This is a genomic window from Enterococcus sp. DIV1304_2 (genome assembly GCF_050555445.1).
Classification (GTDB): Bacteria; Bacillota; Bacilli; order Lactobacillales; family Enterococcaceae; genus Enterococcus_B; species Enterococcus_B pernyi.
On sequence record NZ_CP187851.1, the window covers coordinates 1,121,906 to 1,145,587 of the forward strand.

Below are 23,682 nucleotides of genomic sequence, written 5' to 3' on the forward strand. Positions count from 1 at the left end.
TGAGAAGAGGTTTTTAGTTGAAAATCGTCAATGTAGTAGGTGCAGGTCTAGCTGGAAGCGAAGCAGCCTGGCAAATCGCTCAAGCGGGTGTACCTGTAAAGTTATATGAAATGAGACCAGTTAAGAAGACAGAAGCGCATCATACAGATAATTTTGCTGAATTAGTCTGTTCCAATTCTCTTAGAGGGAATAGTCTTGCGAACGCAGTTGGTTTATTGAAAGAAGAAATGCGTCGCTTAGATTCAGTGATCATCCATTCAGCAGATGAAACAGCTGTACCTGCAGGCGGTGCCTTAGCAGTGGACCGCGATTCATTTTCTGAAACCATCACTCGTAAGGTCAAAGAGCATCCTTTAGTCACAGTGGTGAATGAAGAAATCACTGAGATACCAGAAGGAATCACGGTGATAGCGACAGGACCTCTGACTTCTCATCCTTTAGCAGAAAGCATCAAAGCATTCAATGGCTCAGACGGTTTCTATTTCTACGATGCTGCGGCACCGATCGTCGACAAATCCACGATCGATATGGACAAGGTGTATTTAAAATCACGTTATGACAAAGGCGAGGCGGCTTACTTAAACTGTCCGATGACCGAAGAAGAATTTAAAGCTTTCCATGAAGCCTTGGTCAATGCGGAAGTTGCTGAATTGAAATCTTTTGAAAAAGAAAAATATTTTGAAGGTTGTATGCCAATCGAAGTAATGGCGCAACGTGGCTTTAAGACAATGCTATTCGGGCCAATGAAACCAGTCGGCCTAGAAGAACCTAAAACAGGAAAAAGACCTTATGCAGTCATCCAGTTAAGACAAGATAATGCAGCCGCTTCTCTTTATAATATCGTTGGGTTCCAGACGCATTTAAAATGGGGCGAACAAAAGCGCGTGTTCCGCATGATCCCAGGATTAGAAAATGCAGAATTTGTCCGCTATGGTGTAATGCATCGCAACAGTTTCATGAATTCACCAGAACTCTTGAAGCCAACTTATCAATCGACTAAACGCGAAGATCTATTTTTTGCAGGACAAATGACGGGTGTAGAGGGGTATGTTGAAAGTGCGGCAAGTGGTTTGCTTGCAGGGATCAACGCTGCTCGCTTAGCGAAAGAATTGGAACCTGTGACGTTGCCACAAGAAACAGCCATGGGAAGTATGGCCTACTACATCACACATGCGGAAGGCAAACATTTCCAACCAATGAATGCAAACTACGGATTATTCCCAGAATTACCTGAACGAATCCGTGATAAAAAATCTCGGTATGAAGCAATTGCACAACGTGCCTTAGCAGCCAATGAAAAAGTGAAGCAAGAAGTCTTGAATAAAGAATTTGCTTCTCGTTAAATGGATGTTATGTAATAAGTCGAAGTGTCTCAGGATGGTGTTTGCCATTTTTGAGTACTTCGGCTTATTTCTCGGTTATTGACTGAACTCATGCCAATTTATATAATAACTATGGTTTTTTTATGTTGATTCTGGACAGCTCATCCCTTAATTGTCAAGCAAACGAATTGAATTGTGAACAAACTTAGAAATATTAGTTAAATTCTGACAATTTGTTTGTTTTTTCTCCGGGGCTATGCTAAATTTATTTTGGGATCTAAAGGTAGGTGTAAATAGAATGAAGCCAACTTTACAAGAAGATTTTTTGCGTTATTTAATCATAGAGCGCGGGTATTCAGAAAAAACCAAATCTGCCTATGAAGAAGATATCAATGATTTTCAACGATTCTTGGCGGAATCGGGAGAATCTGATCTACTGAAAGTCAGCTATTTGGATGTACGAGTTTATCTAAGTTATCTATCTGATAAGTCGTACAGTCGAAATTCGGTGAGTCGGAAAATTGCGAGTTTACGCTCATTTTATCAATACCTTCTTCGTGAAGAAAAAATCGCTGAAAATCCATTTTCATATGTTCATTTGAAGAAAAAAAATGTTAAACTTCCTCGTTTTTTTTATGAGAATGAGATGCAAAGCTTATTTGAAAGTGTGACAGGGGATAGTCCTTTAGCATTAAGAGATCGAGCATTATTAGAAGTACTATATGGATCAGGTATCCGTTTGAGTGAATGTAGCCAATTGACGATGTCTGCCATCGATTTTGGCTCAGAGGTGATGTTGATCCATGGAAAAGGAAATAAAGAACGCTATGCGCCGTTGGGTTCATTTGCGCAAGATGCTTTGCAAGAGTATTTTGCCAAAGGGCGCAGCGTCTTAATGACGAAATACCATAAGTCACATGACTATGTCTTCGTGAATCATCATGGAGAACCAATCACACCTACTGGGATCGAGTATGTATTAAATCAAATCATTAAAAAGAGTAGTTTGGATAGTGATATCCATCCTCACATGTTACGTCATACTTTTGCGACGCACTTATTGAATAATGGTGCCGATATGCGTACAGTGCAAGAACTTTTAGGTCATGCAAATTTATCAACGACTCAAATCTATGCGCATGTCACAAAAGAAAGCTTACAAAAAAATTATCGCTCTTTCCATCCACGAGCGTGATCACATTATTAGGAGGAAATATCTATGGTAGAATCACAGTTTCATTCAACAACCATTTGTGCAGTTGAAAAAAACGGGAAATTCGCGATGGCAGGTGATGGCCAAGTAACGATGGGCGAATCTGTCGTGATGAAGGGCAGTGCGAGAAAAGTACGTCGCATTTACAACGATGAAGTAGTCGTTGGCTTTGCAGGAAGCGTTGCTGACGCGTTTACTTTAGAAGAAAAATTTGAAGGTAAGCTAAATGAATACAACGGAAATCTCCAACGAGCAGCTGTTGAATTAGCCCAAGAATGGCGTACACAACAGTCGATGCAAAAGCTAGAAGCGATGTTGATCGTGATGAATGACAAAGAAATGTTACTCGTTTCTGGTACAGGTGAAGTGATTACACCGGATGATGGGATCTTAGCCATTGGTTCTGGTGGAAACTTTGCGTTAGCTGCCGCACGAGCAATGAAAAACTATGCACAAAATGAGATGAGTGCAAAAGAGATTGCTGAAAATGCGTTGAATATTGCAGCAGACATCTGCGTCTTTACAAATCACAACATTATTGTAGAAGAATTATAGAGGTGAATGACATGTATGAATTAAAACAAACACCAAAACAAATCGTCAGTGAATTAGATCAATATATCATTGGCCAACAAGCAGCAAAAAAATCAGTGGCAGTTGCCCTTAGAAATCGTTATCGACGTCTTCAATTAGATGAAAAGATGCAACAAGATATCACACCTAAAAATATGTTGATGATCGGGCCAACTGGGGTCGGTAAAACAGAGATCGCTCGTCGTCTGGCAAAAATCGTCAACGCACCTTTTGTTAAGGTTGAAGCAACGAAGTTTACTGAAGTTGGTTACGTGGGACGTGACGTAGAATCGATGGTTCGTGATCTTGTCGAAAATGCGATCCAGATCGTTGAAAAAGATCAGTATCTTCGTGTTCGCCCACAAGCCAAGAAAAATGCGGAAAAACAATTAGTGAAGATCCTTGTACCAGGTATCAAAAAAGAACAAAAACAATCAAACAACCAGTTTGAGCAAATGATGAATATGTTCAATGCCTCGCAACAACCGGCAGAAACACAAGAAGAAGTCACAGAAGAGATTCGAGTGAATCGTCGCACGGTGTTAGAGCAATTGCAAAAAGGCTTGCTTGACAACCGAGAAGTGACGATCGAAGTCCAAGATCAAAAAAAACCAGCACCGATGATGAACAATGGACTGGAACAAATGGGGATCGATTTGAACGAAACACTTGGTGCGTTGACGCCGAAGAAAAAAATCGAACGAACAGTGACCGTCAAAGAAGCCTTAGAATTATTGATCAAAGAAGAATCAGCAAAATTAGTCAATGATGCGGATATCCATAGTGAAGCGATCAAATTGGCTGAATCAAGCGGGATCATTTTTATTGATGAAATCGATAAAATCACTTCTAAATCGCAACAATCTGGGGAAGTATCAAGAGAAGGTGTCCAAAGAGATATCTTGCCGATCGTTGAAGGTTCACAAGTCAATACGAAATACGGTACCTTACAAACAGACCACATTTTATTTATCGCTTCAGGAGCGTTCCACTTATCAAAACCAAGCGATTTGATTCCTGAATTACAAGGTCGTTTCCCAATCCGTGTTGAGTTAGATGACTTAACTGCTGAGGACTTTGTCAAGATCTTGACTGAACCAAACAATGCGTTAGTCAAACAATATATTGCCTTGATTGGTACTGAAAATGTGACTGTCACGTTTACTAAAGAAGCAATCGAACGGATTGCCCAAATCGCTTATGATGTGAATCGTGATACCGATAATATCGGTGCACGACGTTTACACACGATATTAGAGAAATTGTTGGAAGACTTGTTATTCGAAGCGCCAGAAATGCAAATGGGAGAAATTACCATTACAGAAGCCTATGTCAATGATAAATTAGGATCAATTGCGGCAAATGAAGATCTAAGTCGCTATATATTATAAAATCGGAGGAAAAAAATGACGGATTTGTTGACGAACACTCGAAAGATAAACAAATTATTGCAACAAAAAAATACGTTTGATATGCAGGCGGATTTACCTTACGATAAAATGGCGGTCACTTTAGGTGCTGTTTTAGACAGCAATACGTATATCATTGGCAGTGAAGGGGTTTTACTTGGTTATAATGAACGGCACGATGTGAACAATGATCGTGTGAAAACAATGTTTGTGCAAAAACAATTTCCTGATGCCTACACAGAAACAGTCGATATGATCACGAAAACAGAATCCAATATCCCGATCACAAGCGATATGACGGCATTTCCATTTGAAAGTCGCGAAAAATATCCTTTTGGATTGACGACAGTAGTGCCGATCTTTGGCGCAGGTGAACGCTTAGGAACGATCATTTTAGCAAGAATGGAACAAGCCTTTAACGATGAAGACCTTGTTTTAGCAGAATACGGCGCGACAGTAGTAGGGATGCAGATCCTTTATCAAAAATCACGAGATATCGAAGCGGACGTTCGTAGTACGACCGCTGTCCAAATGGCGATCAATACGTTGTCATACAGTGAATTAAAAGCAGTTCAAGCCATTTTTGATGCTTTAGAAGGTAATGAAGGCCGATTGACTGCCTCAAATATTGCGGACAAGATTGGTATTACTCGTTCGGTCATCGTAAATGCCTTACGTAAACTAGAATCAGCTGGAATCATTGAATCCCGCTCTCTAGGAATGAAAGGCACGTATTTAAAAGTATTGAATGCTCGTTTTAAAGATGAGCTGACGAAGCATAGTTATTAAAAGGAAGATTTTTCAGAGGCTTGCTACTCGAAGAAGTGAGTGTCTGAGAAAAGATGGAGGATGACGATGACTGTTATTATTCAAAATGATCAGCTGATTGCTGAAATTTCCGAACATGGAGCAGAATTGATCAGTTTGAAATCAAAAGAACATGATCTAGAATATATTTGGCAAGGCGATCCTAAGTATTGGGGAAGACATGCCCCCGTTCTTTTCCCTATTGTTGGACGTTTGAAAAACGATCAATATGTGTACCAAGGAAAAACGTATTCAATGGGTCAACATGGTTTTGCTCGTGATATGGATTTTGAAGTGGCGGAGCACGAACAAGAACGTGCGAAGTTTGTCCTGAAAAGTACCCCTGAAACAAAAGAGAATTATCCGTTTGATTTTGAATTGGTACTTGTTTATGAATTAGGGGGAGACGGGATCACTGTTCATTATCAAGTTGAAAATATTGGGGAAGAAGAGATGTATTTCTCGATTGGCGGTCATCCAGCATTCAATGTGCCATTAGAAGAAGGTTTGACTTTTGAAGACTTTTATTTGGCTTTCTCTCCTAGAAAATCACGTTTGCGTTTACCATTAGCTGGACCATTCATCGACATGGAGCAAAAAACGATTGGACAAACGAATACCAACCTTGCGTTATTTCGGGAGCTGTTTGACCAGGATGCGTTAGTATTTGAAACAAGGGGATTGAATGCTTACAGTATCCGGAGTGAAAAGTCTAGTCACAGTGTCACCCTCAGTTACAAAGATATGCCTTACGTTGGGATATGGTCGCCCTATCCTAAAGAAGCACCATTTGTTTGTATCGAGCCGTGGTTTGGAATCGCAGATACTGTTGATAGTAATGGGCAGTTGAACGAAAAAGCAGGAATCAACCAATTAGGCGCTCACGAATTATTCAAGACGAAATATTCGATCACTGTCAAGTAAACACAAGTCGATTACATGTGTTCTCTTGATCTAGTTCGATGAAACAAAACATGCCTTCTGAACAAATGAACGAATGGTTGAGCAATCGATCAGTCATTTGTTTAGAAGGCATTGTTTTTTATCATTCATCAAAAAGATTATTTCTTTTTGCTACTATTCAAACCGAATGGGATTCGGCTTTCTGTTTTATTTTTGATACGCTTGATATTGTCTTTATGACGGTAAAAAATAAAAGCGGAGACACCACAAGCAATCAACGTCAAAAGTAAATTTGGTTCTGGTAAGATCACTGGTGCAATGTATGGTAAGAAGATGGTGGATAAAGTGATCAAGACCGCACTGATCATGCTCGTTAAGCTTACCATGCTCGTGCAGTATAAACTGATCACGAAAATTGCTGATGAATAAAGAAAGAACAGTGGATTGAAGCCTAATAACATACCGGCACTTGTCGCCACTGCTTTGCCACCTTTGAACTTAGCAAAGATCGGAAATGTATGTCCTAAGATCGCACAGACACCAAACCATAGCGGGTTGACAGAAGTGACATGGAAAATGACAGGTAAGGCAGTAGCTAATGTTCCCTTTAAGATGTCCATGAATAATACCACTGTTCCAGCGGTTTTACCTAGAACACGAAATGTATTCGTCGTTCCCATATTTCCACTACCGTGTTCGCGGATGTCTCTTTTAAAAAAGATTTTACCAACCCATACTCCAGATGGAATGGAACCCAAAAGATATGCTACAATAAACAATAAGATTATTTTCATTTTTTAACCTCTTTCAAGTTGAAACTAATGTATATTTTAGCATGAAAGAATGCTTCAAACAATCGAAAAAATCGAACGATCGAAAGGAGTCATCCACATGTCATTTAAAAATCCAGAACAAGCGAATATCTTTCGCTATCTTCAAGAAGCAAAAACGATCGCGGTCGTTGGTTTAAGTAATAAGCCCGAACGGACAAGTTATCAGATCGCACAATTACTACAAGAACACGGCTATCGTATCATTCCAGTCAATCCTGTATTAGCAGGGGAAGAAGTGTTAGGCGAAACTGTTGTCGCACAGTTGACAGATATCAATGAACCTATTGATATCGTGGATATTTTCCGCCGTAGTGAGTTTTTACCAGAAGTAGCGGTAGATTTTCTGAAAACAGATGCGAAAGTCTTCTGGGCACAGTTAGGCATTGAGAATGAAGAAGCTGCTGAAATGCTCCAAGCAGCTGGAAGAAATGATATCGTCATGGATCGCTGCATCAAGATCGAATTAGCAAAAATGGAACAATAAAAAACAGGAATAACAGAAGCACATATCCTGATAGTCAGTGACACTTTTACTGGCAAATGGTTTAGCTAAGTGATGAAAAATGGTTTGACCTGTTATCAAAAAAGAGTAAGTGATCGTTACCACTGACAAGCTGAGAGAAAAGAAAGAAAAAAGCGGGAGAGTTGGTTGTTTCTTGTAATTCTGACCTTCCCTCTTTTTTTTTGAGGACTTTTCTAGTATGATAAGCGTGGTGCGGTTATATCGCAAGTATTATTGAAGGAGCGTTTGCCTTGGCAAAAAAAATTAAAAATGAATACAATGATGCCTCGATCCAAGTTCTTGAAGGATTAGAAGCAGTAAGAAAACGACCAGGGATGTATATCGGGTCGACTGATAGCCGAGGCTTGCATCATTTAGTCTATGAAATCGTTGATAATGCCGTAGATGAAGCTTTATCAGGCTACGGAAATGAAATCGCTGTGACGATTCACGAGGATAACAGTGTGACTGTTACGGATAGTGGACGTGGTATGCCTGTTGGCATGCATGCTTCAGGTATCCCAACGGTCGAAGTTATTTTCACTGTGCTACATGCCGGCGGTAAATTTGGCCAAGGAGGATATAAAACTTCTGGTGGACTTCATGGTGTAGGTGCCAGTGTTGTCAATGCTTTATCTAAATGGCTAACAGTGACGATCGTCCGAGATGGTATCGAATACCAACAAACATTCAAACAAGGTGGAAAACCAGACGGAACGTTGAAAAAAATTGGCAAAACGAAGAAAGCCAATGGGACGTCTGTTCATTTCTTACCAGATGATAGTATTTTCTCAACCACGAAATTTTCCTATGATACGTTATCTGAACGTTTAAGAGAATCTGCATTTCTGTTAAAAGGTGTAAAAATCACTTTGACAGATCTAAGAGGTGACGAAACAGTTCAAGAAGTCTTTCATTACGAAGAAGGAATCAAAGAATTCGTTGCGTATTTAAATGAAGAAAAAGATACGTTGACGCCAGTAGTCTATTTCTCTGGTGAAAAAGAAGGAATCGAAGTAGAAGTGGCCTATCAGTATAATGATGGCTATTCTGAAAATGTCCTGTCGTTTGTTAACAACGTGCGAACAAAAGATGGTGGGACACATGAAGTCGGCATGAAAACAGCAATGACCAAAGCCTACAATGAATATGCCCGTAAAGTAGGCTTGTTGAAAGAACGAGATAAGAACCTAGAAGGTACTGACTTCCGTGAAGGACTTGCGACAGTCTTGTCGATCCGGGTACCTGAACATTTGCTACAATTTGAAGGACAAACGAAAGAAAAACTAGGTACACCGATTGCTCGTTCCGTCGTTGATAATGTCATGAGCGAACAAATGGGCTTCTACTTGCAAGAAAATAGCGAAATGAGCCAAATGCTGATCCGTAAAGCAATCAAAGCGAGAGAAGCAAGGGAAGCCGCTCGTAAAGCCAGAGAAGAAAGCCGTAATGGGAAAAAACGTAAAAAGGGCGAATCATTACTTTCTGGAAAATTAACACCTGCACAATCGAGAAACCCTAAGAAAAATGAATTGTATCTTGTCGAAGGAGATTCAGCCGGTGGATCAGCCAAACAAGGGAGAGATCGGAAATTCCAAGCGATATTGCCACTTCGAGGAAAAGTCATCAATACCGAAAAAGCAAAAATGCAAGATATCTTAAAAAATGAAGAAATCAATACGATGATCTATACGATCGGTGCCGGCGTAGGCCCTGAATTTTCACTTGAAGATTGCAACTATGACAAGATCATCATCATGACCGATGCGGATACCGATGGTGCCCATATCCAAGTCTTATTGTTGACATTTTTCTATCGCTATATGAAACCATTGATCGAAGCAGGGAAAGTTTACATTGCTTTGCCGCCGCTATATAAAGTATCTAAAGGCCAAGGGAAAAAACAAGTAGTCGAGTATGCTTGGACCGATGACGAATTAGCTGCAGTCATTAAGACTGTCGGTAAAGGCTATATGTTGCAACGGTACAAAGGTCTTGGGGAGATGAATGCGGAGCAGTTATGGGAAACGACGATGGACCCAACCTCTCGGACCTTGATCCGGGTGAGGATCGATGATGCTGCGCAAGCAGAGCGACGCGTAACCACCTTGATGGGGGATAAAGTCGAACCACGTCGTAAATGGATCGAAAACCATGTCCAATTCAGCTTAGAAGAAGAACGTAGTATTCTAGACAAAAAAGAAGAAACTGAGACTTCCGCGTCTGTTTCTAATGACCTATTAGAAGAAGAACGCGCAGAAGAAAACAAAAATGAACAATCAGTAGAGGTAGAATAGGAGGTCACCTAATGGAAGAACGTCAAGAAATCCAAGAATTAACGTTAGAAGAAGTGATGGGTGACCGCTTCGGACGTTACTCGAAATACATTATTCAAGAACGTGCTTTGCCGGATATCCGTGATGGTCTGAAACCCGTTCAACGTCGTATTTTATTTGCGATGAACAAAGACGGCAATACGTTTGATAAAGGATTCCGTAAATCAGCTAAATCCGTCGGGAATATCATGGGTAATTATCATCCTCATGGTGACAGCAGTATCTATGATGCAATGGTTCGTATGAGCCAAGATTGGAAACTACGAGAAGTACTCGTAGAAATGCACGGAAACAACGGAAGTATGGACGGAGACCCACCAGCAGCAATGCGTTATACAGAAGCACGCTTATCGAAATTGAGTGGTGAGATGCTTGCTGATATCGAAAAAAATACGGTCGACCTTGTGTGGAACTTTGATGACACTGAAAAAGAGCCGACTGTATTACCAGCGAGATACCCCAATCTATTAGTCAATGGATCAACCGGTATCTCTGCGGGCTATGCTACTGAGATACCAACGCACAATCTTGCGGAAGTTATTGATGGAACGGTCTATATGATCGACCATCCACAAGCCAGCTTAGACAAATTGATGGAATTCATTCCAGGTCCTGATTTTCCAACTGGGGGCATTTTACAAGGAAAAGATGAAATCAAGAAAGCTTATGAAACTGGTCGTGGGAAAGTGATCCTACGCTCAAAAACGGCGATCGAATCCATCAAAGGAAACAAGCAACAAATCGTGATCACTGAGATTCCTTACGAAGTGAACAAAGCGACTCTTGTCAAAAAAATGGATGAGATACGCTTGAACAAGAAAATCGATGGGATCGCAGAAGTTCGTGACGAAAGTGATCGTACGGGTCTACAGATCGTTGTGGAATTGAAAAAAGACGCTAACGCTCAAGGAATCTTGAATTATTTATTCAAGAATACCGAATTACAGATCAACTACAACTTCAATATGGTGGCAATCGATCATATGACCCCTCATCAAGTAGGGTTGAAGGATATTTTAAGTAGTTACATCGAGCACCGCAAACAAGTGATCACCAAACGTAGTCAGTTTGACTTGGAGAAAGCGCAAAGAAGACAGCATATCGTTGAAGGGCTGATGAAAGCTCTATCGATTTTAGATGAAGTCATTGCAACGATCCGTGAGAGTAAAGATAAAAAAGATGCGAAGCACAATTTAGTCCAAATGTTCCAATTTACAGAAGAACAAGCTGAAGCCATCGTTACGTTACAGCTTTATCGTTTGACGAATACAGACATTACCGAACTACGCCGTGAATCGCAAGAATTGATTGCTCTGATCACTGAATTAAATAAAATCCTTTCAAACGATAAAGAATTATTTTCTGTCATGAAAAAAGAACTACGTGAAGTCAAGAAGAAATATGCTTCTTCTCGCTTGACGATGATCGAAGATGAAATCGAAGAAATCAAAATCGATACACAAGTATTAGTTGCGCAAGAGGATGTCATTGTCAGTGTCACACGTGAAGGCTATGTGAAACGAACAAGCCTTCGTTCCTATAGTGCATCAAAACCAGAAGAAATCGGGATGCGTGAAGGAGATTATCTTCTATATGCTGGGGAACTGAATACGTTAGATCATTTGTTACTGGTCACCAATAAAGCCAATGTGATCTATCGACCAGTTCACGAACTACCAGATTTGAAATGGAAAGATGCCGGTGAGCATATCTCACAAACGATAGTGAATCTAGCTGTTGATGAATCCATTTTAGCGGTATTCCCCTATCAGAAAATCGATTCCGAAAAAACATTTGTATTTATCAGTAAAAACGGCTTGATCAAACAGACGCGGATGACAGATTTTGAACCATGGCGTACGTATAAGAGTCGTCCATTGAGTGGCATGAAGCTAAAAGCCAGTGAAGATGAATTAGTGGCTGTCTATCTTGAAAAAGAACAAACAGATCGTGATGTTTTCCTTGTTACGCATCAAGGAATGGGCCTACGCTATCCGTTGACTGAAGTGCCAGTTGTTGGAACGAAGGCTGCAGGTGTCAAATCGATCAATTTGAAAGAAGAAGATTATGTCGTTAATGGTTTACTTGTCTTAGCAGAAGGAGATACGCCTATCGTTATCGTCAGCCAGCGTGGGGCAGTAAAACGAATGCTTGCACAAGAAATCAGTCAGACTTCTCGTGCCAAACGAGGTGTGAGTGTATTGCGAGAATTGAAGAAACAACCACATCGAGTGATCTATATGTCAGAGGGGCATGCCAAAACGATGACGTTGATCAATCAAAAAGGACAAGAATTACCAATCGATCCGACGGATTATCCAATTGGTGATCGTACGTCTAACGGTTCATTTGTTTTAGATGAGAAAAAAGGCGGAGAAGTACAAATGGTGATTGATTCTCCAACGATGGATATCAAGGAATAACTGTTATAGTTTTTTTATGGAATAGCTGGCAACTGTATTATTACAGTTGCCAGCTATTTTTATTTATTAACATAAAATTAAGACTTGCACAAACAAAATATGAATAGATTCACAATAGATAAATGCCTATATATAAGCTTTAATAACTACTATTATTTTATATTCGCTTTATTTGTTAACAAAAAAACAAGAAAACCCTTGCATTGGAGGCAACATGTGTTATACTTATCACGTAAAAACTGTTACATAAAACAGAAACGGGAGGTCCATACGATGGAACAATGGAATGGATTTAAAGGAACTAAGTGGAAAGAAGGCGTGGATACACGTGACTTTATCCAAAACAACTATACAGAATACCGCGGTGATGACAGCTTTTTAGAAAAACCCACTGAAGCAACAGAAAATTTGTGGGAAAAATTACAAAAATTGAATGATATCCAATTTGAACGTAATGGTGTATATGACATGGATACAGATGTCGTATCAACAATCACTTCCCACGAAGCAGGATACCTAGACAAAGATTTAGAACAAATCGTCGGTCTGCAAACTGAAACTCCTTTGAAACAAGCATTCATGCCATTTGGTGGCATCAACATGGCGAATCATGCGTTAACAAGTAACGGCTATGAGCCAAAAGAAGAGTTAACACACATTTTCACAGACTGGAGAAAAACACATAACCAAGGTGTATTCGATGCTTATACTGCAGAAATGCGTGCTGCACGTAAAAACAAGATCATCACTGGACTTCCTGACGCTTACGGACGTGGCCGCATCATCGGTGACTACCGTCGTATCGCATTATACGGAATCGACTATTTGATGGCTCAAAAGAAAAAAGACCATGACAATACAGGCTACCATACGATGAGTGAAGAGGTCATCCGTCTTCGTGAAGAAATCTCAGAACAATATCGTGCATTAGCTCAAATGAAAGAAATGGCTGCAAAATATGGGTATGACATTTCAAAACCAGCTGCAAACGCAAAAGAAGCCGTTCAATGGTTATACTTTGGTTATCTAGCAGCAATCAAATCTCAAAATGGTGCAGCTATGTCGATCGGACGTATCTCTGCATTCTTAGACATTTATATCCAACGTGATTTAGACAACGGTGTGATCACTGAAAAAGAAGCACAAGAATTGATCGACCATTTAGTAATGAAATTACGTATGGTGAAATTTGCACGTACGCCTGAATACAACCAATTGTTCTCTGGCTTCCCGATCTGGGCAACCTTATCAATCGCTGGTATGGGCTTAGACGGACGTTCATTAGTCACAAAAAATGATTTCCGTATGTTGCACACATTGACAAATATGGGACCTTCACCAGAACCAAACTTGACTGTTTTATACTCAGAAAACTTACCAGAAGGCTTTAGAACGTATGCAAGTAAAATTGCGATCGAAAGTTCTTCGATCCAATTTGAAAATGATAACTTGCTTCGTGAACAATGGGGTTCAGATGACTGTGCGATTGCGTGTTGTGTATCTGGAACGGTTGTTGGTAAAGATATGCAATTCTTCGGTGCTCGCGCAAACTTAGCTAAGGCTTTGTTATACGCGATCAATGGTGGTGTGGATGAAATGACAGGCGCACAAGTAGGTCCTGAGTATCGTCCGATCACAAGCGACACATTAGACTTTGAAGAAGTAAAACACAACTTCATGAACATCATGGACTGGTTAGCTGAGCTTTATGTCAATACGCTAAACATCATCCACTATATGCACGACAAATATTCTTATGAAGCAGCACAATTAGCTGTCATGGATACTGACTTGAAACGTACATTTGCGACAGGTATCGCAGGTATCTCTCATGCGGCAGATAGCTTATCTGCAATCAAATATGCACAAGTTAAACCAATCCGTAATGACAAAGGGATCACAGTTGACTTTGAAGTAACTGGTGACTTCCCTAAATATGGTAATGACGATGACCGTGCCGATGAGATCGCTGAATGGATCTTAGAATACTTCATGGGTCAAATCAAACGTCATAAAACTTACCGTAATTCGACTCCGACAACTTCATTATTAACGATCACATCAAATGTCGTTTACGGAAAAAATACAGGGAATACACCTGACGGACGTGAAGCTGGTAAACCTTTAGCACCTGGTGCAAACCCAAGCTATCAAGCAGAACAAAATGGGTTGCTTGCAAGCTTGAACTCAACTGCGAAATTCAACTATGCACACGCTCGTGATGGTATCTCTAATACACAAACAATCAACCCTTCTGGTTTAGGGAAAGATGAAGAAACAAGAATCGACAACTTACGTAACGTCTTAGATGGTTACTTCTCAAGAGGAGCATACCACTTGAACGTGAACGTATTCAGTAATGACTTATTGCGTGATGCCATGGAAAACCCAATGAAATATCCAAACTTAACGATCCGTGTTTCTGGATATGCGGTTAAATTCCGTGACTTGACAAGAGAACAACAATTAGACGTATTAATGAGAACGTCACACGACAGAATGTAAGACAATCAATGCAGTGTAAAAAGGAAAGGCAAAAGTTCCGCATGAGCTTTTGTCTTCCTTTTTTACAACTATATGTAAAAAAGGATATATAGCGTGTTAGAGGCAAACAGATAGATCTCCTCTTCACAGCGTGTTGAGAAGTCGCAACATTGTCCGTGGCTCATAACGAAAGAAACTAAAGAAAAGAAGTGATTAAAATGGAAGAACAAACAAAAGGCTATGTCCATTCGATTGAAACATTTGGGTCTGTAGATGGACCAGGCGTTCGCTTTGTCGTCTTCATGCAAGGTTGTCGCATGCGTTGTGAATTTTGTCATAACCCCGACACCTGGAATATTGGTGGAGGAAAAGAATATACCGCAGATGCAATTTTAGACCAAGCAGAACGTTACCGTTCTTATTGGGGGAAACAAGGAGGGATCACGATCAGTGGTGGTGAACCTTTATTGCAGATCGATTTCCTGATCGAATTATTCCAAAAGGCGAAAGAACGTGGCATTCATACAACAATCGACACATGTGGAAAACCATTTAGCCATGATGAGCCTTTCTTTTCTCGTTTTGAAGAGTTGATGAACTATACGGACTTACTGTTATTCGATATCAAACACATCGATAACGAAGCACATAAAAAATTAACTCATTGGGGCAATGAAAATATTTTAGAAATGGCTCAGTATCTTTCAGATATCAAGAAACCTGTCTGGATTCGTCATGTGTTAGTCCCAGAACGTAGTGATTATGATGAGTATTTGATCCGCCTTGATGCATTCATCAAAACACTTGAAAATGTCGATCGTGTGGAAATCCTTCCTTATCATACAATGGGTAAATACAAATGGGAAACGCTTGGTTTGACGTATCCATTAGAAGGAATCGAACCACCGACAAAAGAACGAGTAGAAAATGCAAAACGTCTTCTTCATATCGAAGATTATACAAAGTATTTAACTAGATAGACGCGAACGGAAGGAAGATAAGTATTGCTTCTTTCCGTTTTTTTGCTATTATTGAATAGGAGAAAACAAAAAGGAGCGAGTCAAATGTCAAAAGTTTTAGTTTTTGGTCATCAAAATCCTGATACAGATGCAATTGGAGCAGCGATTGCATTTTCATATTTGCAAAATCAATTAGGAGTAAACGCTGAGCCTGTCGCTTTAGGCACGCCAAGTGAAGAAACACAATTTGCACTAGATTACTTCAAATTAGAGGCGCCTCGAGTGATCACATCGATCAAAGAGGAACAAGCAGATGTCATGCTTGTCGATCATAATGAATTCCAACAAAGCGTGGTAGATATTGCGGAAGCTACGATTCTAGCAGTAGTTGACCATCATCGTATCGCCAACTTTGAAACAGCGAATCCATTGTATTATCGTGCTGAACCAGTGGGTTGTACAAGTACGATCATTCTAAAATTATTTAAAGAAAATCAAATTGAGATTCCGAAAGAAATCGCTGGAATCATGTTATCAGCAATCATTTCAGATACATTGTTGTTCAAATCACCAACTTCAACAGAAGCAGATCAATTGGCTGCAAAAGAGCTAGTTGAAATCTCTGGTGTAGACTTAGAAGCGTATGGTTTAGACATGTTGAAAGCAGGTACAAATCTAAGTGATAAACCAGCAGAAGTATTACTTGATCTAGATGCGAAAAGTTTCCCTATGGGTGAAGCAAGTGTTCGTATCGCTCAAGTCAATACAGTTGATCTAAATGAAGTAATGGATCGTCAAGCTGAACTTGAAACTGCTATGCAAACAGAGATCGCGACGAATGGGTATGATCTTTTTGTTCTTGTTGTAACAGACATCTTGAACAGTAACTCAGAATTATTGATTGCTGGCGAAAGAAAAGAACAAGTTGAACAAGCTTTTGGCGTGAAGTTAGAAAACAATCGCGCATTTTTACAAGGGGTCGTTTCACGTAAAAAACAAGTGGTACCTCAATTAACAGAAGTTTTCAATTAGGCAATGAGATTGGAAGAAGGGAGTGGGAGTGTAACCAGTTGACTGGGACCTCCCGCTTTTTTCATTCAAGGTGTCACATAGAAAGCAGGTAAACAGATATGCAATATTTTTATTCTTTAGAGAACGAACGAAAACTAATTGAGCATCCGCTCTTCCAACCAATGATCGACTATTTGATCGAACAAGGCTCACAAGAGGTCATTTTACGCCAACTAAAGAAAGCATTTCCCCAAAAGAAAATGGTACACTTTCTTGATCAAATGATCGATAGTGGCTTGATCATCCGAGAAAATCGCCGTTACCGCTGTGCTTTTCCGGTCTATGACCAAGGAGATTTCCAAACAGAGATCAATCAACTGACTAAAGAATTGATCAATGAATTAATGAAACAACCGGAACACCGCAGAAATCTCTTCTTATCAGAAGAAATTTGGGATTTCTGCCATGAAACAACGTCTGCTTATTTTTATGCCACTACTTTTTCAGTTCCTACGATTGTGCGGTTGGAAGCAGGAAATGAGAACTATCGCTTTGTAACGCTCAACCAAGGAGAGAACGTGGTTTCTTTACCAACGTATTTCCATCTCCAAAAACAGCAAACCCCACTATCTGAGGAATTTCAGGCTCTAGGGCAGTTGATTGGCGATGTGAATGAAACCTATTTTTTTGACCAAATAGAAGTGATTATCGAACGAATTTGTGAAAACAAATACAAAAAACGCCGTGAGTCGATTTTTTTAGATGCCTTATTATTAGCGGGGGTTGTCGTCCAACAGGAGCAATATCAATTGCTCTTGCCTGTAACAGAGGATAGGAATGACGCATTGCTACAAAAATATGAACCTTCAACGGAAACACCAATGCGAGCCGCCTTTATTAAAGAACAAGCGTTGGTCGAAGTCATGCGGCAATTGGATTTAAAATCTTATTCTTATATCAAGAAAATATGACCTCGACAATTGTTGGGGACCCCACCGACTAAAACCGGAAAAAGTGAGAACAGAAAGAACTACTTCGAAAAATCAGGCAGCATCCACAAAAATTAGAAAATAATTTTTGTGGATGCTGCCTGATTTTTCGAGACTAAACACTCCTGTCCAGATCTCATTGGGATCATGCTGCTTGACGAAAATGCCACATCATATAAGCCAAATTCCCAATAAACAAGATATCTAGAATATTACTAGTGATTTGGATATTGGCAGAATTGATCGATGGCGCAAAGGCTAGGATGAATAGTGCTACGAGACTATAGCAAAAACAGAAAAAGGTGCTGGTTTGTATGACCATCGGCATTCTTAATTGCTTGGTGATCAATGAAAAAATAAAGAAAGTAAATATCGTTAAAATCACAACTAAACCGTTAATAATGAAGAAAAAAAGTGAATCTTGATTAACCGTATAGAGCATAGCTGTTAAAAGGTTCAGTGATTTCAGTATCACGAAAATAACATTTACTTCATTAAATGTATTCATCTTTTTTTTAGCAAAATAGGCGGCGAAACATAACGAGAAGATAAGGCCGCAGAAAGTAGAAAGAATCAAGAAGGTTGGGTTGTCAGTCGATTGATTCAGCTCGGAATGGTCAAGCAATAACCAGCCAAATGAATTGCATGGGATGCTTGAAGTCTTAAAATAAGCATAAAAGAAAAAAAGTAAAGCATTCAAAACGGCAAAAACAGATCCCCAATGTAGATAGGTCGTTGTTTTTTGTTGTATTTCCATAAGTACTCCCATAAATTTAATGATATACAATATAATAACAAAATGATGAGGAATTGTCGATGGTTTTTAATAAAACAAATAAATAGACGATGGTCGGATGAAATAAATTCATCGAATCATCGTCTGTTTTGTGAATATTCATTTCACATTGCTTCGACGTTTGCGCACTTTCTTTGTCCAGAATCCGCCAGAAATATATTTTGGTTCGTAGGAGATAATAAAAGCGCGTTCTTCAACTTCTTTGATCAAGCGATAAAGCTCACGTTCACTTTTACGTGGAGATAAAATCTCTAGGACTAACCGTTCACCTTCTAAACCAGTTGCTGACGTTTGAGTCACTCCAAACCCATTTTGTCGAAGAATGATCGGCAAATTTTTATCCTCTGAAGTATTTGCTGGTAGGATCGTCGTTACCATGATATATCCTAGTGCTAATTTATCCTCAATGGCAATCCCAACACTGATACCAACAGCATAGCCTAACGCATAAACGAACAAATTCAATGGATTATCTAAGCGGTCTAAAACCAGCGATAAACCAACGATATAAATAGTGATCTCAACCATACTAACTAATGGAGCAATGTAGCGATAGCCTTTCATGGTCAACATAAAGCGTAGGGTATTTAATGTGATGTAAGCGAAATTGATGAAAAAGATCATCGCTAACATTTTTGGATCGAACATAATAAGAACTCCTTTCAGTAGCGTCTATGTTCATCATATCAGAAATAATGCGATTAAAGAAAAGAATAAACGTTTATTACTTTAAAAAAATGATAAAATGATTATAATAGAATTATAAAGAGAGTCAGGTGAGCGCGATGAAGCGAATGAACAGGGTCATTGGAGTCAGTCATATATGTAGTATTTTTCTTAGTATGTATTTAGGGACCCATGCGATCCAACAACCCATTGAAGCGAATTCCTTGTTATTCCCAATCTCACTAACTGATGGGGTAATATTAAGTATTTTTCTTTTTCTAATGGTGTTTATTGGTAATATTTTTGGTAGTGTGGCTAGCTTCTTTAAAATGTCGATTTCCCCAGCCTTATCCATAGGATTAGGAACCATAGGAATATTGGCCATGTTATTCTTTGTTAAAAGGATGGATTTTTATACTATTACATTTGGGCTACTATGCCTTGTACAAGTCATGCTAAGTTTATGGTTGTCTTTACGGTCAACCAATCTAATGAAAATCAGGTGAATCAATCAGTGAATCCAATTATTTTGAAACGAACCATCAAAAACATACCCGTATTAGAAGTTGTCCAAAAAGAGTTGAAGACAGAGAAAATCCCAGTAGTGATCTACTATCATGGTTGGCAGACAAGCAAGGAGCTTGTATTGACTCAAGGTAGAAAAATGGCTAAAAAAGGGATGCGAGTTTTGCTTCCAGATGCGATGAATCATGGCGAGCGTAAACAACCCGTTTCAAAAATTCCTTCCTTTACTTTTTGGAGTAGTATCTACGGGAATCTATTCGAGTTTGATACATTGATCGAACATCTAAAAAAACGTGAACTTCTTTCAGATAAATTAGCTGTGGGTGGTGTGTCAATGGGTGGAATGACCACTTGTGCATTGCTAGCCAAACACCCAGAAATCACTGGCGGAATTTGTTTGATGGGATCACCATCACCACTTGAATATGGTCAAGAAATCTCACTTAGAGCACAAGAATTCCAGTACAAGTTGCCCGTTGACTACTTTGATTTGATTTCTTGGGTCAACCATTATGATCTATCTTTACACCCAGAAAAATTAGCAGGTCGTCCTTTATTTTTCTGGCATGGTGAAAAAGATGAAAAGATTCCTTTTCGACAAGTGTCTAAATTTGTCGAAAAAAACCAAGATAAGTCTTATGGTAAGGGAATCGTCTTTCGTGCTTCTTCGGAAAAACGTCACATGGTAGAAGTCCCATTGATGGATGAAGCAGCGGATTTTTTGAGCCAAATGATGGCTGTGTCTATATAGTAAGTAAGAGGTCTAAATAAATAAAACGTCTATCAAAGAGAAATTTTTTTCTTTGATAGATTTTTTTTTCAGAACTACTTGAGAGTTGCTCTTTTTTAGCACAAATCTTTGCTATAATGACTATAGTTATGGAATTAGGCATGGAAGGGGAGATTTTATGCCAACATTGGCAGATGTAGCTAAACGAGCAAATGTCTCAAAAATGACGGTTTCTCGGGTGATCAATCATCCAGAACAAGTCACTGATGAGCTAAAGGAACTAGTTTTTACAGCCATGGCTGAATTGGATTATCGTCCAAATATTGCAGCAAAAGCGTTAGTTTCGAACCGTTCACAGATCATCAAGTTGTTTATTCTTGAGGAAATCGATACCACGGAGCCCTATTATATGAATCTACTCATGGGGATTGCTAAAAGGATTGGTAAAGAGCACTATTCCTTGCAATTAGTGACCAACGATGCTTTTGACGTTGGCTCCTGCGATGGTTATATCATCACTGGCGTGCGTCAAAGAGATTTTGATTGGATCAATCGTCTAGAAAAGCCAGTCGTGCTATTTGGTGAAAATCGTATGGGCTATGATTATGTTGATAGCGATAATCAATATGGAACCGCCAAAGCGACACAATATGCCTTAGAAGTTGGTTATCAAACGGTTGTTTATATCGGCATTGATGAAGCAGAACCTTTTGAACTATCTAGAGAAGCGGGCTATCTAAAAGTGATGGAAGAGGCTGGGCTAACTCCGAAAATGCTGCGTTTTGATAATCACTCCACCACACCAGAAAAATATATCACAGAACATTGGGACGAATTTTCAGATAAAACGTGTTTTGTTTGCAGTTCTGATCGTTTAGCGCTTGGTATCGTTCGTGGCATCACACAAGTTGGCGGACAGTTACCCGATCAATTTGGCGTTATTGGTTTTGATGGCGTATTTCTTGATCAAATCAGTTCCCCAAAACTGACTACCGTTAAACAAGACATCATTCGTATGGGGGAAGTGTGCGGCGAAATGTTATTAAAGAAAATTACTGAAAAAGGAGCAAGTCAAGGATACCGTCACTTTTTCCCAGAATTGATCATTCGTGAAACGACAAGAAAGTTAAATAAGACTAACGCTTAGCTATAGAAAATAGACGATTTGTGCTATTATAAGAGAAAGTCCACTGAAAAAGGATGGTTTACATGACAGAAATCAAACGAAAACATTTTCGCTTTCCTGCATACGATGATCACATAGGTGTAAAGTTAAAAAATGAAAATAGGCGTGTGCTGTTTGACGGACAAGATGATCTGATGACCGATACAAGCGACAAACCATTGTTCGAGCAAATCAATGAATTTCATTTTGAGGATTATTCAAAAAATGAAAAAAATCCTCATTCGACAGTCAATGTTCGGCATGCTTCAACACAAAAAGCAAATCTAGCAAAACATAAACAAAATTTGCCAGACTATAGGCAGAGTAAAAAAACACAAACCAAACGAAACAGTCAGACGAATTTTGGCTATACTCGTCATGCCAGCCCTTCAGAGCAAAGATCAACACAAGAAAAAACAAGCCAATCACGAAGTGTATTCAATCGTTCGGGAAGAGAACGTTCTTATTTTGTACCTAAGTACGTACCCGCTTCGATCATTCCTGATCCGAAGAAAAATAAAATCTCTGAAGAAGAATTGCTCGCTTCGATCAAAAAAGAAAAGAATGCGTATCTTTTATTTGAAACAGAAAATACACCCTATGATGGAAAACAAGGTGTAACAATGAACCAAGAGAAAAGTTCAAGTAAGAAAACTCATGGAGTATTAGATCGTTCGTTGGAAGGCCTGATCAATGACCAAGGTAATTCCTTGAAAGGCAATGGTTATTTCCAATAAGTAGTGACTGCTCAAGTATGAGAAAAAGTTGTTCCTTCAAACATTCAGACACATAAGAAACAAGCAGGACTTGTGAAAAAATGTCTGGGTGTTGGAGCGGAACAGCTTTTTTTTGACCGACTATATTATTGCAGTAGAAAGGAACAGAAAAATGATAAATAGACCCTCATCAATGAAAAGGTTTGGTTTTACTTATGAGACCCCTTATCCGCAATTGATTGAAGAAGATACGATGGTACCAAAACCTGGCGAACACGACTTATTGATCGAAGTTGTAGCACTTTCAATCAATCCTATAGATACGAAGCGAAGAGAAATCGTCAAAGAAGAAACATTCACTGTGCTCGGCTATGATAGTGTGGGTTATGTACGGGAAATGGGCGCGGCTGTAAAAGGGGTTGAGCTGAATGACCGTGTCTATTATGCAGGAACGACTCAACGCGAAGGGAGTCAACAAGAGTATCAAATCGTTGATGCACGGATCGCTGCAAAAGCTCCTAAGAATCTTAGCGACGAAGCTGCTGCAGGGATTCCATTGACTGCACTCACTGCCTATGAATTGCTATTTGAAAAATTTCAGTTAGTTCCTCAAGAAAAAGCAAATGAAGGGAAAGAGCTTTTGGTGATCAATGGAGGAGGTGGCGTTGGTTCGATCATGACGCAACTAGCGAAGTGGACGGGTATGAAAGTGTATGCAACTGCTAGTCCGCAAAATTTTGGATGGCTTGAAAAAAATGGCGTAGATGTTCCGATCGATTACCATCATTCTATCTATGACCAATTAAAATTAGCTGGGAGCGATGGTGTTGACTATATCGCAGTGTTGTATGATATTGAAGCCTATCTACCAGAAATAAAAAATATCATTCAACCTTTAGGGCATATCGGAATGATCGTCAATACACAAGCGAAAATCGATTGGAATGAATATAAAAATGATTCAATCAGCTTCCATTGGGAGTATGTTTTCACGAAAACCGATCATAATAAAGAAATCGCAACACAAGGCACAATCCTAGAGACATTGACAAAGTTATTTGAAGAAAATAAACTTCATAGCCACGTAACAACTGTTTACTCAGATGGTATCACCCGAGCTTCCCTTGAACAAGCGATGAAGTTGGTGAAGGAAGGTAGCCAGCAAGGCAAAGTCGTTTTGTCAGGTGGGTTCAAATCCACCGGTGGAAAAATGGCTCGATAAGACAAGTAGTAAGAATGACTATAAAAAAGCAACTGTGGCTGGAACATGGTTTCTCTCGCACTATCTAAAACCAGATAAACGGCGAGAAATAAACACTT

At 39.4% G+C, this 23,682-nt stretch carries 21 protein-coding genes; 18 read left to right on the forward strand and 3 right to left on the reverse strand.

Annotated features, from left to right (window positions below; all coding sequences use genetic code 11):
• The first annotated feature begins 17 nt into the window (after nt 1–17).
• The 6 genes from trmFO to IGJ14_RS05355 all read left to right on the forward strand — a co-directional run bounded on the left by trmFO (nt 18) and on the right by IGJ14_RS05355 (nt 6,248).
• Complete coding sequence (gene trmFO, locus IGJ14_RS05330) at nt 18–1,343, forward strand: FADH(2)-oxidizing methylenetetrahydrofolate--tRNA-(uracil(54)-C(5))-methyltransferase TrmFO (protein ID WP_430608373.1); 1,326 nt, start codon at nt 18–20, stop codon at nt 1,341–1,343.
• Between the two features lie 277 nt (nt 1,344–1,620).
• Entirely contained in the window at nt 1,621–2,517 is an 897-nt protein-coding gene (gene xerC, locus IGJ14_RS05335) for a tyrosine recombinase XerC (RefSeq protein ID WP_023519490.1), read from the forward strand.
• 24 nt (nt 2,518–2,541) lie between these two features.
• Complete coding sequence (hslV, locus tag IGJ14_RS05340; protein WP_010735740.1) at nt 2,542–3,090, forward strand: HslVU peptidase proteolytic subunit; 549 nt, start codon at nt 2,542–2,544, stop codon at nt 3,088–3,090.
• 11 nt (nt 3,091–3,101) lie between these two features.
• Nucleotides 3,102–4,499, forward strand: a complete 1,398-nt coding sequence (hslU, locus tag IGJ14_RS05345; protein ID WP_010735739.1) for an ATP-dependent protease ATPase subunit HslU — start codon at nt 3,102–3,104, stop codon at nt 4,497–4,499.
• 15 nt (nt 4,500–4,514) lie between these two features.
• A complete protein-coding gene (gene codY / locus IGJ14_RS05350) occupies nt 4,515–5,306 on the forward strand; it encodes a GTP-sensing pleiotropic transcriptional regulator CodY (protein ID WP_010735738.1) in 792 nt (263 codons plus the stop codon).
• Nucleotides 5,307–5,372: 66 nt separating this feature from the next.
• Nucleotides 5,373–6,248: an aldose 1-epimerase family protein gene (locus tag IGJ14_RS05355; RefSeq protein WP_019723888.1), complete on the forward strand. Its 876-nt coding sequence runs from the start codon at nt 5,373–5,375 to the stop codon at nt 6,246–6,248.
• A gap of 137 nt (nt 6,249–6,385) precedes the next feature.
• Here IGJ14_RS05355 and plsY read toward each other — a convergent pair whose 3' ends face one another.
• The gene (gene plsY, locus IGJ14_RS05360; RefSeq protein ID WP_195339326.1) at nt 6,386–7,021 is read right to left on the reverse strand and encodes a glycerol-3-phosphate 1-O-acyltransferase PlsY; all 636 of its coding nucleotides are present in this window, start codon (nt 7,019–7,021) and stop codon (nt 6,386–6,388) included.
• 97 nt (nt 7,022–7,118) lie between these two features.
• Between plsY and IGJ14_RS05365 the strand changes: the two genes are divergently transcribed.
• The 7 genes from IGJ14_RS05365 to IGJ14_RS05395 all read left to right on the forward strand — a co-directional run bounded on the left by IGJ14_RS05365 (nt 7,119) and on the right by IGJ14_RS05395 (nt 17,746).
• A complete protein-coding gene (locus IGJ14_RS05365) occupies nt 7,119–7,544 on the forward strand; it encodes a CoA-binding protein (RefSeq protein WP_010735735.1) in 426 nt (141 codons plus the stop codon).
• Between the two features lie 269 nt (nt 7,545–7,813).
• The gene (parE, locus tag IGJ14_RS05370) at nt 7,814–9,859 is read left to right on the forward strand and encodes a DNA topoisomerase IV subunit B (protein WP_065096566.1); all 2,046 of its coding nucleotides are present in this window, start codon (nt 7,814–7,816) and stop codon (nt 9,857–9,859) included.
• Nucleotides 9,860–9,870: 11 nt separating this feature from the next.
• The gene (gene parC / locus IGJ14_RS05375) at nt 9,871–12,321 is read left to right on the forward strand and encodes a DNA topoisomerase IV subunit A (protein WP_019724203.1); all 2,451 of its coding nucleotides are present in this window, start codon (nt 9,871–9,873) and stop codon (nt 12,319–12,321) included.
• A gap of 273 nt (nt 12,322–12,594) precedes the next feature.
• A complete protein-coding gene (gene pflB, locus IGJ14_RS05380) occupies nt 12,595–14,826 on the forward strand; it encodes a formate C-acetyltransferase (protein ID WP_066025377.1) in 2,232 nt (743 codons plus the stop codon).
• Between the two features lie 197 nt (nt 14,827–15,023).
• Nucleotides 15,024–15,785 (forward strand): pyruvate formate-lyase-activating protein, encoded by a 762-nt coding sequence (pflA, locus tag IGJ14_RS05385; protein ID WP_019724233.1) that lies wholly within the window; start codon nt 15,024–15,026, stop codon nt 15,783–15,785.
• 84 nt (nt 15,786–15,869) lie between these two features.
• Entirely contained in the window at nt 15,870–16,796 is a 927-nt protein-coding gene (locus tag IGJ14_RS05390) for a manganese-dependent inorganic pyrophosphatase (protein ID WP_019724232.1), read from the forward strand.
• A 98-nt stretch (nt 16,797–16,894) separates the two neighbouring features.
• A complete protein-coding gene (locus IGJ14_RS05395) occupies nt 16,895–17,746 on the forward strand; it encodes a DUF1803 domain-containing protein (protein ID WP_195339327.1) in 852 nt (283 codons plus the stop codon).
• A 163-nt stretch (nt 17,747–17,909) separates the two neighbouring features.
• Here the strand turns inward: IGJ14_RS05395 and IGJ14_RS05400 are convergent, their stop codons facing one another.
• Both IGJ14_RS05400 and IGJ14_RS05405 read right to left on the reverse strand, forming a co-directional pair.
• Nucleotides 17,910–18,521, reverse strand: a complete 612-nt coding sequence (locus tag IGJ14_RS05400) for a hypothetical protein (protein WP_019724125.1) — start codon at nt 18,519–18,521, stop codon at nt 17,910–17,912.
• A 138-nt stretch (nt 18,522–18,659) separates the two neighbouring features.
• Nucleotides 18,660–19,208 carry a DUF2179 domain-containing protein gene (locus IGJ14_RS05405; protein WP_019724126.1) on the reverse strand — a complete coding sequence of 183 codons (549 nt, stop codon included), beginning with the start codon at nt 19,206–19,208 and terminating at the stop codon, nt 18,660–18,662.
• Nucleotides 19,209–19,345: 137 nt separating this feature from the next.
• Between IGJ14_RS05405 and IGJ14_RS05410 the strand changes: the two genes are divergently transcribed.
• From IGJ14_RS05410 to IGJ14_RS05430, 5 genes are all read left to right on the forward strand, one after another.
• The gene (locus IGJ14_RS05410; protein ID WP_019724127.1) at nt 19,346–19,732 is read left to right on the forward strand and encodes a hypothetical protein; all 387 of its coding nucleotides are present in this window, start codon (nt 19,346–19,348) and stop codon (nt 19,730–19,732) included.
• Between the two features lie 8 nt (nt 19,733–19,740).
• On the forward strand, nt 19,741–20,502 hold the full coding sequence (locus tag IGJ14_RS05415; protein WP_019724128.1) for an alpha/beta fold hydrolase: 762 nt from the start codon (nt 19,741–19,743) through the stop codon (nt 20,500–20,502).
• 157 nt (nt 20,503–20,659) lie between these two features.
• On the forward strand, nt 20,660–21,628 hold the full coding sequence (locus IGJ14_RS05420) for a LacI family DNA-binding transcriptional regulator (protein ID WP_010735724.1): 969 nt from the start codon (nt 20,660–20,662) through the stop codon (nt 21,626–21,628).
• A 62-nt stretch (nt 21,629–21,690) separates the two neighbouring features.
• Entirely contained in the window at nt 21,691–22,383 is a 693-nt protein-coding gene (locus IGJ14_RS05425) for a hypothetical protein (RefSeq protein ID WP_019724129.1), read from the forward strand.
• Between the two features lie 151 nt (nt 22,384–22,534).
• Nucleotides 22,535–23,584, forward strand: a complete 1,050-nt coding sequence (locus tag IGJ14_RS05430) for a zinc-binding alcohol dehydrogenase family protein (protein WP_195339328.1) — start codon at nt 22,535–22,537, stop codon at nt 23,582–23,584.
• The last annotated feature ends 98 nt before the right edge of the window (nt 23,585–23,682 follow it).